General features: G+C 73.6%; 8 protein-coding genes. 3 read left to right on the top strand and 5 right to left on the bottom strand.

The annotated features are described in order from the left end of the window. Positions 1-606 precede the first annotated feature (606 nt). From ACIP5M_RS27325 to ACIP5M_RS27315, 3 genes are read right to left on the bottom strand one after another with little or no spacing between them, the layout of a single operon-like run. Positions 607-1,824, bottom strand: coding sequence for an NAD(P)/FAD-dependent oxidoreductase (locus ACIP5M_RS27325; protein WP_401201647.1), 1,218 nt, complete (start codon positions 1,822-1,824; stop codon positions 607-609). After that, complete coding sequence (locus tag ACIP5M_RS27320) at positions 1,821-3,218, bottom strand: FAD-dependent oxidoreductase (RefSeq protein WP_401201646.1); 1,398 nt, start codon at positions 3,216-3,218, stop codon at positions 1,821-1,823. The genes ACIP5M_RS27325 and ACIP5M_RS27320 overlap by 4 nt, the downstream gene beginning before the upstream one ends. Further along, complete coding sequence (locus ACIP5M_RS27315) at positions 3,215-4,657, bottom strand: FGGY family carbohydrate kinase (RefSeq protein WP_401201644.1); 1,443 nt, start codon at positions 4,655-4,657, stop codon at positions 3,215-3,217. Before ACIP5M_RS27315 ends, ACIP5M_RS27320 begins: the two co-directional genes overlap by 4 nt. A gap of 270 nt (positions 4,658-4,927) precedes the next feature. Between ACIP5M_RS27315 and ACIP5M_RS27310 the strand changes: the two genes are divergently transcribed. Both ACIP5M_RS27310 and ACIP5M_RS27305 read left to right on the top strand, forming a co-directional pair. Next, on the top strand, positions 4,928-5,908 hold the full coding sequence (locus ACIP5M_RS27310) for a hypothetical protein (protein ID WP_401201643.1): 981 nt from the start codon (positions 4,928-4,930) through the stop codon (positions 5,906-5,908). Between the two features lie 50 nt (positions 5,909-5,958). Further along, on the top strand, positions 5,959-7,491 hold the full coding sequence (locus tag ACIP5M_RS27305; protein ID WP_401201641.1) for an amino acid permease: 1,533 nt from the start codon (positions 5,959-5,961) through the stop codon (positions 7,489-7,491). 227 nt (positions 7,492-7,718) lie between these two features. Here ACIP5M_RS27305 and ACIP5M_RS27300 read toward each other — a convergent pair whose 3' ends face one another. Then, positions 7,719-8,222, bottom strand: a complete 504-nt coding sequence (locus ACIP5M_RS27300; RefSeq protein ID WP_401201640.1) for a nucleoside deaminase — start codon at positions 8,220-8,222, stop codon at positions 7,719-7,721. A gap of 154 nt (positions 8,223-8,376) precedes the next feature. After that, the gene (locus ACIP5M_RS27295) at positions 8,377-8,559 is read right to left on the bottom strand and encodes a hypothetical protein (protein WP_401201765.1); all 183 of its coding nucleotides are present in this window, start codon (positions 8,557-8,559) and stop codon (positions 8,377-8,379) included. A 1,425-nt stretch (positions 8,560-9,984) separates the two neighbouring features. Between ACIP5M_RS27295 and ACIP5M_RS27290 the strand changes: the two genes are divergently transcribed. Continuing rightward, positions 9,985-11,550, top strand: coding sequence for an alpha/beta fold hydrolase (locus tag ACIP5M_RS27290; RefSeq protein ID WP_401201638.1), 1,566 nt, complete (start codon positions 9,985-9,987; stop codon positions 11,548-11,550). The last annotated feature ends 7 nt before the right edge of the window (positions 11,551-11,557 follow it).

Here is an 11,557-nt window from a genome sequence, read left to right as displayed (position 1 = left end):
GGGGGCCTCGCCGCCGGGAGGCCCGCGCTCCCGCCGGCCGGAGCCGCGGGTGCGCGCACGCCGCGTCGCGGACCCGTTGCCCGTGGAGCCCTGAGGAGTGTCGTCCGCCGGCCGCCCGAAGGGCGGGACCGGTGGGGTCCGGTGCGTGCGGTCGCAGGGCGGAAGAGGAAATCGACGCGGAACGTCGGTGACCGACGACGACGCGGCGAGCGCACCTGCCAGACCCCGCCGGCCAGGCGGGACTTCGACGACGCGACCTACGGGCGTCCGGCCGGTCAGACCGGATCGGCTGGGGGTGTCGTACGGATCAGGCCGCATGGGGGAGCGGTGTCCGGTGCCGTGCATCGCAAGCGGACGAGGGAGTCGGCGCGGAGCCTCGGCGAGTGAGGACGACGCGGCGAGGTGCGGTGCCGGACACCGCGAGCCCGGCCTGATCCGTGCGACGCCCTCCAGCGGTGCAGGCTGCCGCGAGCCCGGCCCGATCGGCAGGATTCGCCCTGGCCGTCTCTTTCGGAGCGTGCGGCTCGCCGGCACCGCACCGGCCCGCGGTGCCGGGGCGAGCCCGAGTGCCTCCGCGTTGTGGCGGGCGCCGCGGTGGCCGGGGGGTCAGGCGAGGCCCAGTACGACCGGACCGCCCGCCCCGTCGACGAGGGCCGTCCACGCCGGCGAGAGCCGCATCGAACGGGCCGGTGACACCCGCCCCGGGATCCGCCGGCGCCACAGCAGTCGGCCGTCCTGGCGGGCCGCCACCACCGGGGCGGTCAGCGGCGCCGCGGACCGCAGCAGCAGCGGCCGCGCCGCGGTGCCCGTGATCCGGTTCGGTGCCACCCACACCAGCGGGGGACGGACCAGCAGCGGCGGCCCGGGCTCCGGCCATGAGGCTCCGGACAGGTGTGCCCGTACCGGGGCCACGGCGGCGGCACCTTCCGAGGCCGCGGTCGCGGCCCGCTCGATGCCGTGCAGGGCGTTGCCGACCGCGAAGACACCCGGCGCCGACGTACGGAACGAGGCGTCTACGCAGGGGCCGCGCGTGCCCGGATCGAGCTCTATGCCGCCGCGGCGGGCCAGCTCGTGGTCGGGGATCCAGTCGCCGGTGAAGACCACCGTGTCGCAGGCGAGCCACCCCGACCGCCCGTCCTCGTGGCGCACGGCCACGCCCGACAGGCGGCCTCGGCCGCCCAGTTCGGTCACGGTCGTGGCCGTGAGCAGCGGTACCCCGGGCAGGGCGGCGCCGCGGCGGAGCTCCGTCACCACGGCCACCACCTCCGCACCCGCCCGGCGCAGCGTGCGCACCGCGTGGCGGGCCACCGGTTCGGCCCCCACCACCACGGCGCGCCGGCCGACGTCCTGCCCGTACAGGTGGACCGACTGCTGCAACTCCCCGCTGGTCAGCACGCCCGCCGGCCGGGAACCCGGTACCAGCCGGGCGCTGCGCGGGCGCTCCCGGGCGCCCGTGGCGAGGACGACGGCCCGGGCCGTGATCCGCTCCAGGCCCGCCGGGCCCGTGGTCTCCAGGGACAGCGGGCCGGCCCAGCCGGTGGCGCTCACCCCCGTACGGACCGTGGCGCCGGCCGCCACCGCCGACTCCGTCGACCGCCGTGCGTACGCCGGTCCCGTGAGCCAGGGGCGGGGGAGCCCCCCGAACCCGCCGTGGTGGCAGTGGCGCGGCACCCCGCCGGCGTCCGGCTCGCGTTCCAGGACCTCGATCCGGCCCGCACCGGCCCCCGCGAGGCCGGCGGCCAGGGCCAGCCCGGCGGGCCCGGCGCCGACGACCAGTACGTCGACCGTGCGGCCCGTACGCCCTGTGCGCCCCGTGCGGTTCACCGGCGGGCCTCCTCGAACAGCGCGCGGACGGCGGCCCCGCAGTGGAAACCCTGGCACCGGCCGCCCCGCGCCCGCGTACGCCGCCGCAGCCCGTCCAGGGAACCGGGCGGGACCGGCCCCGCGAGCGCGTCGCGGATCTCCCCGCGGGTCACCCGCTCACAGTGGCAGACGATCCTGCCGTACTCCGGATCGGCCGCGATCATCTCCGCGTCGCGGTACGGCCGGGGGAACGCCTCGCCGAGGTTCGGCATCCGCACCGGCTCCAACTCCCGTGCGCCCGCGACCGGCAGACCCCCGTCGGCGAGCAGCTCCACCACGTGGGCGGCGATCGCCATCGAGGCGGTCAGGCCCGTCGAGCGGATCCCGCCCACGGTGACGTACCGCTGCGCGGGGTGGCCCCGGATCGCGTAGTCCTCGTCCCCGGTGGCGGCCCGCAGCCCGGCGTACACGGCGGTGACCTCCTCCTCCAGGAGCGCCGGCAGGATGCGCCGGCCCTTGTCCCGCAGCAGCGCGAGCCCCTCGGCGGTCGAACCGGTGTCCGTCTTGTCGTCCAGGTCCTCGGCGGTCGGCCCGAGCATCACGTTCCCGTACACCGTCGGCGACACCAGCACCCCCTTGCCGAGGGGGCCGGGTACCGGGAGCAGGATGTGCCGCACCAGGCCCCGGGCGAGCTCGTCGAAGACGATCAGCTGGCCGCGCCGGGGCGTCACGGTGAAGTCCGCATGGCCGAGGAGCCGGTCGATCTCGTCGGCGTACAGGCCCGCCGCGTTGACGAGGTGGCGGGTGCGCAGGAGTCCCCGCCCGGTGGACACCAGGTGCGGCTCGCCGGGAGTGACGTGCTCGACGCGGCAGTTGAGGTGCAGATCGGCGCCGCCGCGCACCGCCTGCACCGCGTACGCCAGCGTGGTCGTCCAGGGGCAGATGACGGACTCGCCCGGCACGTCGAGCGCCCCCAGCACCCCGGGCCCGAGCTCCGGTTCGCGGGCCCGTACCTCCTCGGCCGTCACGATCCGGGCCGCCCGGTAGCCATTGCGCACCGCCTTGTCGGCGAGGCCCGGCAGCGCGGCCCGCTGCTCCTCGTCCCAGGCGACGAGGAGCGCCCCGAGCGGTTCCACCGGGATGCCGGTGTCGGCGGCGTAGGCCGTGAGCAGCCGCTGTCCCTCCCGGACGAGCCGGGCCTCCAGGGAGCCGGGCACCGCGTCGAAACCGGTGTGCAGGATGGCGGTGTTGGCCTTGGAGGTGCCGTCGCCGACATCGTCGGAGGCGTCGAGCAGGGCGATCCGCAGGGGGAGCCGGGCCAGTTCGCGGGCGATCGCCGAGCCCACCACGCCGGCCCCGATGACCGTCACGTCGTACTCCCCGCCCGGCAGAGCCCCGCGGGTGGTCACGGTCATGCCGGGCCGTCGCCGACGAGCAGGGCGGACACCGCCGACCGGAACCGTGCGCGGCGCTCCGCCGCCTGCCCCGCGCCCGCCTTCGGCTCGTAGACGGCGGACGGCTTCCACTGCGGGACGGCCTCGTGGACGCTCAGGGAGGGATCGAGCCCGAGCCGGGCGACCGCGCCGACGCCGAGCGCGGTGGCGTCCGGCAGCGCCGACACCTCGACGGGCAGCTGGAGCAGATCGGCCTGGGCCTGCATGAGCAGCGCGGACCGGGTCAGCCCGCCGTCGACGCGCAGGGCGGCGAGCGGGGTGCCCCGGTCGGCGGCGACGGCGTCCGCGAGCTCCGCGACCTGGGCGGCGATGCCGTCGCACAGGGCGCGCACCAGATGCCCGGCCGTGGTGTCGAGGCCGAGACCGGTGACCGAGCCCCGCAGATCCCCCCGCCACCACGGGGCGGCGAGCCCGGCGAGGGCGGGGACGAAGGTGACGCCGCCCGCGTCCGGGACGCTGCCGCCCACGGCGTCGATGTCGCCGGCGCCGGAGATCACGCCGAGATCGGTGAGCCAGCGCACGGCGGACGCTGCCGTGTACACCTGCCCGTCCAGGCAGTAGGCGGTCCGTCCGCCGAGCCGCCAGGCCACGCAGCCGGCCAGCCCGGAGGTGCTGCGGCGCGGAACCGGGCCGGTCTGCGCGAGCAGGAACGCCCCGGTTCCGTACGTGCACTTGGCCGCGCCGGGCTCGGTGGCGCTCTGGGCGAGCAGGGCGGCCTGCTGGTCGACGAGCAGTCCCGTCAGCGGCAGCTCGGGGCCGAAGGCGGTGGTGGTGCCGACGCGTGCGTCGGCGTCGACGATCTCCGGCAGCCGCTCGCCCGCGAGGCCGAAGGCGTCGAGGGCCGCGTCCGACCAGCCGACGGTGTCGAGGTCGAGCAGCTGGGTGCGGCCCGCGGTGGCGGCGTCCGTGACGAAGGCGCCGGTGAGACGGTGCACCAGCCACACGTCGCTGGTCGTCACGACGCCGCGGCGGGTCAGGTGGCGGCGTATCCAGGTCATCTTGGGCGCCGCGAAGTACGGGTCCAGCGGCAGACCGGTCGCCTCGCGCAATGACGCTGCGTGCGGGGCCAGTTCGGTGCAGAGCTGCTCGGCGCGCCGGTCCTGCCAGACGATCGCGTCGGTCAGCGGCTCACCGGTCGCCGGGTCCCAGGCCAGCACGGTCTCGCCCTGGTTGGCCAGACCCACCGCCGCCACCGGCTCGCCGGCCGCCGCCAGCGCGGCGCGACCGGCGTCGACGACCGAGGTCAGCAGCTCGTAGGGGTCGGCCTCCACCCGGCCGCCCGGCAGGTACCGGGGCCGTACGGGTGCGGAGCCGGAGCCGATGACCCCGCGTACCGGACAGACGACGAGGGCCTTGGTCCCCGACGTGCCTTGGTCGACGGCGAGTACCGGGCCCGTCATCAGCGCTCCGTCCCTGGTGTCGCACGATGGATCGTCCGTGGGAAGCCTTCACCAGCCGAGGACGTGCGTCAAGATCCGCAAGTCCGCGGCGGAATGGAGATGACTGACTGTCACATGGTCTTGGTGGCTTGATGGTTGCGTTCGAACAGGAATGTGGATCGGCGTGACCGGGCTCCCTTTATAGTGATCGCCGATCAACGGGGGACTGATGACCACGACCACCGCACGACGCGCCCGTCCGGGCCGCCGCCCGTCCACCGGGGCGAGGTGATGGCGGGGAGCGACTTCCGGCCCGTCTACCACCCCGCCGGCCACGACGACGAGCTGCGGGCCGCCGTCCAGGACCTGCGCACCGGCCGCTGGGTGTCGATGGCGCGCCTACTCGAACGGACCGACCGCTGGGGCCTGTGGACCCAGCGCACCCAGGTCCTCGCCGCGGTCGCCGCGGGCTCCGACGTGGTCCGGGCCTGGCGGGCCGAAGAGCCGCACAGCGTCGCCGCGACCGTGATGCACACCCGGGTCACCGTCGAACGGGCCGTCCGCGCCCACCGCGCCGGACACCCCCGCACCGGCGAGCTGTGGCAGGAGGCCTGGAGGGCCTGCCGGGACACCGCCGCCATCAGCCCCGCGGACCCCGTGCCCTGGGTCTGCCTGCTCGCCCTCGCCCTCCTCGACGAACACCGCCGGATGGAGGAACACCGGCTTCCGCCACCCGGCCGGATGCTGCCCGCCGGGCCCTGGGGCATCCTCGCCGAGGCCGACAGGCGGGACCCGCACAACCGCGAGGCGTACCACCGCATGCTCCAGTTCGTGTACGCGAGCACACCCGGACCGCTCTCCCAGGCCGCCACCTTCGCCCAGTGGGCGGCCGGTTCCGCCGCGCCCGGGTCGCCCGTCCACGTCCTGCCGCTCTACGTGCACGTCGAACGCTACCGCCGCGAAGGCGGCCAGGAGAGGGCCCTGGACCTGCACTGGGTCGCCGAGGACGCCCTCCGCGACGCCATCCGCGCCCTGGAGACCTGGTTCCGCCACGCCGACGCGCGGCTCGCCTCCCCGCTCGATCTGAACCATCTCGCCCATGCCCTGTGGGGAGCCCTCCGGTTCGACGAGGCGGCCGCGGTCTTCGGCGCGCTGGGCCGCTACTGGACCGCCCTGCCGTGGGCCCACCGGACCCGTGACCCGGCCGACCGGGCCCTGGCCGAGGAGGTGTTCCTGGAGGCCAGGTCCCGCAGCCTGGCCGGCCGGAACTGACCGCGCTTCCCGATACGACGACCGTTCCCCCCACCCCCGGAGGTACCGCCATGTCCCGAACCGCACCGGCCGCTCGCCAGGACCACAAGGCCCCGCCCCGGCAGGACGAGGAGGAACGGCTCAGAGAACTCGGCTACCAGCCCGTCCTCGCCCGCAGGATGGGCGGCTTCGGCAACTTCGCCATCAGCTTCTCGGTCATCTCCGTCCTCTCCGGCTGCATGACGCTGTACGGCTTCGGCATGGGTGCCGGCGGCCCGGCCGTGATGCTGTGGGGCTGGGCCGGTGTCGGCCTCTTCGTGCTCTGCGTGGGCCTCGCCCTGGCCGAGGTGACCAGCGCCTACCCCACCTCGGGGGCGCTCTACTACATGGCCGACCGGCTCGGCGGACGCCGCTGGGGCTGGTACACGGGCTGGCTGAACCTGCTCGGCCTGCTCGGCGCCATCGCCGGGATCGACTACGGCGCCGCCCTGTTCACCGGAGCCTTCCTCAACCTCCGGTTCGGTTTCGTGCCCACGCCCGGATCGACGTTCCTGATCTTCCTGGCCATCCTGCTGCTGCACGCCGCGCTCAACCTCTTCGGCGTCCGCCTCGTCAGCGTGCTGAACTCCGTCAGCGTCTGGTGGCACCTGGCCGGTGTCGCCGTGATCGTCGGCGCCCTGGCCCTCGTCCCCGACCACCACCAGTCGGCCTCGTTCGTCTTCACCGAATTCGTCAACGACACCGGCTGGGGCAACCCGCTCTACGTGGCCGCGGTCGGCCTCCTGCTCGCCCAGTACACCTTCTCCGGCTACGACGCCTCCGCCCACCTCTCGGAGGAAACCTCCAACGCCTCCGTGTCGGCCGCCAAGGGCATCGTCCGCTCCATATGGGTCTCCTGGATCGCCGGGTTCGCCCTGCTCGCGGGTCTCACCTTCGCCATCCAGGACTACGCGGCCGTCCAGGGCACCGCCACCAACGTTCCGCCCGCGCAGATCTTCCTCGACGCCCTGGGCTCCGGCGGCGCCACCGCCCTGCTGCTCGTCGTCATCGTCGCCCAGCTCTTCTGCGGCAATGCCGAGGTCGCCGCGGCGAGCCGGATGGTCTTCGCGTTCAGCCGCGACAACGCCCTCCCGGGCTCCGCCCTGTGGCGCAAGGTGAGCAGCCGTACGCAGACACCGGTCCCGGCCGTCTGGCTCGCGGTCGCCGTCGCGGCCGTACTGACCCTCCCGTCGCTCTACTCCGCCACCGCCTACGGGGCCGTGACGGCCATCAACGTCATCGGCATCACGCCGGCCTACGCCATCCCGATCTACCTGCGGCTCCGCGCCGGCAACCGGTTCCGGCCGGGCCCCTGGAGCCTGGGCCGCTGGAGCAAGCCGATCGGCTGGACCGCCGTCGTCTGGGTGGCGATCGTGACCGTCCTGTTCTGCCTGCCCCAGAAGTCCCCCGTCACCGCCGGCACGATGAACTACGCGGTGATCGCCCTGGCGGTGGTGCTGGTCCTGGCCAGCGTGTGGTGGTACGCCGCCCGGCGCTCGTACGGCACCCCGTCGGCGTACGGGAACGCCCGCGAGCAGGCGGAGATCGCCGAAGGCATCGTCTGAGCCCACCCGGCGTCCCGCAACGGCCGCGACCCTCCCATGCGGCCCCTCGCACACCGGCGAGGCCCCCGGCCTGCCGAGCCGAGATGTCAGAGATCTCGCTCAGCAGTCCGGGGGCCTCGCCCGTCACGGCCTGCTCACCCTCACGCGATCGGTGGCCCCTCCGGGGAAGGGCCACTCGATACCGGGGCGCTCGCGGTGCCCGGGACCTCCCGGGACACCGGGGATGTTCAGTAGTCGATGCGGTCGGTCTTCGCCAGCCACGCGTCGAACGGCGCCGTACGGTTCGGCAGGTCCAGCCGCGTGATCGCCGTCGGCCAGTTCGCCTGGGGGTTCGTCGCGAACAGGTCGTAGAACTTGCGGTCGTCGAAGCCGGCCACCGCGGCATCGTCCCGGTCGGCGGCGAACACGATCCGGTCGACCCGCGCCCACAGGGCGGAGGAGAGACACATCGGACACGGCTCACACGAGGTGATCAGCACGCAGCCCGCGAGGGAGAAGGTGTCCAGCTCCTTGCAGGCGGCACGCATCGCGCTTACCTCGGCGTGCGCCGTCGGGTCCAGGGTCGCGGTGACCTGGTTGTTCCCGATGGCGACGATGTCGCTGCCCTTGGCGACCAGAGCACCGAACGGACCGCCGCCGTTCATCACGCTGTTGGTGGCCACTCTGATGGCCTCGTCCAGCCAGGTGCGCTCGAGTTCCTGGATGCTGGCTTCTTGGATGTGTGCGGTCATGGTCACTCCTTGGTCGCTTCTTTCGGAGACGGTGGGGACTCTCCCCGGATGTTCTGCCCGGGCGGGATTTGGCACCCGCGGCAGCAAGTTGCCCCCGCAGGCGCCGCCGTGAGGTCGTCTCGGCCGATGGCTTGCCTGGGGGAGATCAGCGCCGCTAGGCGCCGAGGGTGTGCTCCGGTGCGACCGGTGTGTGGGTCAGGTTCAACCCCGTCGCATTGCGGATGGCGTTCACGACTGCCGGGGTCGCGGAAAGGGTGGGCGGTTCGGCGACTCCACGCACGCCGAAGGGCTCGGTGAGGTCCAGCGCGGCGCGGGCGGGAGAACTCGGGTCGATCATGAAGAAGCCTCCACTGTCGCTGAACCGGCCGTGGCCCTGGCGGGGGCCTCGGCCTTGCGGGAAGCGGCCGTGCGGGTCGTGCGCGGGGTGGGCGCGGCCGATCCCATGCTGGTGCCCACCTTTCCGTATTCGAGGTCGAGTGAAATCGCGAAGTCGTGTGCCGGACGGGCCGCCGCCGCATCGCCGCCGAGTAAGTCCACGGCAACCCGTTCCTTGCTTGTTTGTCACTTCTGTGAGGAGTACGAGGAGTACACAGGCAACCGAGTGATGTCAGCCAGGGGCGGAAAACATGAAGACGCCCGCAGGCTGGGGCCGGGTATTCGTAGACTCCTACAACGTCCACGCAAGCGGAATCAGACATTCCGGGTGGAGGTGGGGCCGAACCCCTCCGCGGTGCAGGTCAGAGGGGGTGGAAGCGGCCCTCGCGGCTGGGGCGATCCGGCGTTGCCGACGGCCGCGGCCGTGGCTTGCGGAGGGTCCCGCCAGGCGTGTCCTGCCGGCTTGAAAGCTCGCGGCCACCCGCCCCGGGGGTGGCCGGGGTCACAGCGGGGCCCGCGGGGCGGGTGGCGACACAAAGGCCAGTTCAGCGACGTGACGGTTACGGATAGTGGTCGGCAGGGGGTGAGGGGCGTCGGGGCTCGGGTCGGGGCCGCGGAGGTCCCCGTCGCGGCGGCGCCGTCCGGGGCGCGGTGCGGCCCCGGCTCGGCGACCGGGTGGGTGGGGCGGTGGCCGGTTCCAGCCGGCGTCTGCGGACCTCCCGAAGCGCCCCAGCGTCGGGTCGCATGCGGAAGGGTCGTCGGCGGCCGCCCAGGTCGCGCGGTGCGTGGCGGCCGGCAGGCGCTCGGCCGCCGCCGTCTCCGGTGCCGGCTCCGCCGTGGACCCCGGGCGCTGCTCCGGACTGGCTGACCGGCGGTGGTTGGGGCCGGCACTTCCCCCGGGCGGCAGGTCGCGGGGGAGAGGTGTGTCCGACCCGGAAATGTCCGATCCGTCCGGTGGTGCCCGAGGGCGGGCACGGTCCGCGTCGACCTTGAGCCGCCCTTGCGTGATATCGACGGTTTCGGCGACGGTCGGCACCGCATCGGCGTTCCGCTTCCGGGGCCGGCCGACCATGACGCCCGGCGCCAACTCCCGCGGGTTACTGCCGAGTTCAGCGGCCAAAAAGCGGACGACGGTGCGGCGCAAGGTTGTTGTAGAAGTCTACGAAGAGCCATTCCGGCTCGAGCGTTCTCACGGTTCCCGCACCGGCCGGATCCGCTCGATCGGTCTCTGCACTCTGCACGCAAGTCCCTGCTGCGGCAAAGGAGCGGAGGTCGGCCCGTGTGCAGGTCACCGGACCCGCTGGTAGCGTCGATTACATGCGTTCCGCCCGTATTGTCGCGGCGTTGTCCTGAGGGCAGCCGGCGGCCGGCAGAGGAACGGGATCACATGGCAAGACACAGCTTCCGTATCGGGGCAGCGGCCGCCGGGCTCGGTCTGGGCTGCCTCACAGCCCTGGCCCCGAATGCGGCGGGCGCTGCACCACCCCGGGCCGGTGCCCCCGGTACCACCGGGCCCGGCAAGGTCATCGCGTCGCGCTTCGTGCCGGGTCCCTGCCCCAGGACGCCTGAGCCGATCGAAGCGCTGGCCACCGCCCGGTGCGGCTTCCTCGAGGTTCCGGAGAACCGTGCCCGTCCCGACGGACGGAAGATCAAGCTGGCCGTGGCCGTCGTTCCGGCCGCCTCGGCGAAGCCCGCCGCCGACCCCGTGGTGTTCATGTCGGGCGGCCCCGGTGGCGAGACGTTCGACGACATTCCGTTCCTGGTCGACTCCGGCCTCAACCGGGACCGCGACCTGATCGTCATGGCCCAGCGCGGCAACCTCTACGACCAGCCCAACCTGGCCTGCCCCGAGCTGGACCGCCTCGCCGCACGGTCCGTGGGGCTCCCCTCCTACGCACCGCAGACGGAACGGCTCACGCTCGACGCGGTCAAGCAGTGCCGGGACCGCCTGACAGCCGACGGGACCGATCTCAGCGCCTTCAACAGCACTGAGAACGCAGCCGACTTCGCCGATCTGCGCACGGGTCTCGGCATCAAGCAGTGGAACGTCTACGGCCACTCCTACGGCAGCAACCTGGCCCTGACCTACCTGCGCCTGCACCCCCAGGGGGTCCGCGCGGTCGCGCTCGACTCGATCGCCCCTCCGCAGTCCGTCTCCCTGCCGTTCGCCTGGGCCAGTGCCCGGGAGGGGCTCGACAACCTGTACAAGGCCTGCGCGGCCGAACCCCGCTGCAAGAGCCGCTACCCGGACCTCGAGCGCACCCTGAACGAGCAGGTGAACAAGCTGGAGGCCCATCCTCTGACGCTGACCGTCCGGCCGCCGCAGGGAGGGGACCCGGTGAAGGTCGTCCTCGACGGCGGTGCGGTGGTGAACCTGCTGGTCGCCAAGGCGATCCCGCTCGTCGACGTCCCGGCGGCGATCGAGGAACTGGGCCGCGGACGCCCGGAGCGCTTCGCCCGGGCCCGCGCCGCCGGTTCGGTCGAGGTCATCGGCCAGACCGCACACGGTCTGACGAATTCGGTGGTGTGCAGCGAGTGGGTGCCCGACCACTCGGCCTCCGACGTGCTGAACGCGGGCCGCCGCGCCTTCCCCGACTGGCCGGACCAGGTCCTGGCCCAGGCGCCCCAACTGGCGTTCCAGGAGCAGGTGTGCCGCGTCTGGAACGTTCCGGACCGCACCGCCACGCAGCGGGTGGCCCCCGTCAGCTCGGTGCCGACCCTCTTCCTCAACGGGACTTTCGACATGAAGACCGGGCCGAGCTGGGCGCAGAAGACGGCCCGAACGCTGCCCCACTCCACCACCGTGCAGATCCCCGGCATCGGCCACTGGACGGTCCCGCAGTCACCGTGCGCCCAGAAGGTGCTGGCGTCCTTCCTCGCCCGTCCGGCCGCGCCCGACACCGGCTGCGTGGCGGGGCTCAAGTGGGAACCGTTCACCATCACCCCGAAGTGACCAGGAG

Origin of the sequence: Streptomyces sp. NPDC088762 (assembly GCF_044750905.1) — a bacterium.
In the GTDB taxonomy this organism is placed as follows: Bacteria; Actinomycetota; Actinomycetes; order Streptomycetales; family Streptomycetaceae; genus Streptomyces.
The sequence above is the reverse complement of the archived record's forward strand: the minus strand, read 5'-3'. Positions and strand labels throughout refer to the sequence as shown.

Coding starts and splice junctions, on each gene's coding strand:
- ACIP5M_RS27305 (WP_401201641.1), top strand. CDS start 5,959: ATGTCCCGAACCGCACCGGCCGCTCGCCAGGACCACAAGGCCCCGCCC.
- ACIP5M_RS27320 (WP_401201646.1), bottom strand. CDS start 3,218: ATGACCGTGACCACCCGCGGGGCTCTGCCGGGCGGGGAGTACGACGTG.
- ACIP5M_RS27315 (WP_401201644.1), bottom strand. CDS start 4,657: ATGACGGGCCCGGTACTCGCCGTCGACCAAGGCACGTCGGGGACCAAG.
- ACIP5M_RS27290 (WP_401201638.1), top strand. CDS start 9,985: ATGGCAAGACACAGCTTCCGTATCGGGGCAGCGGCCGCCGGGCTCGGT.
- ACIP5M_RS27295 (WP_401201765.1), bottom strand. CDS start 8,559: ATGATCGACCCGAGTTCTCCCGCCCGCGCCGCGCTGGACCTCACCGAG.
- ACIP5M_RS27300 (WP_401201640.1), bottom strand. CDS start 8,222: ATGACCGCACACATCCAAGAAGCCAGCATCCAGGAACTCGAGCGCACC.
- ACIP5M_RS27310 (WP_401201643.1), top strand. CDS start 4,928: ATGGCGGGGAGCGACTTCCGGCCCGTCTACCACCCCGCCGGCCACGAC.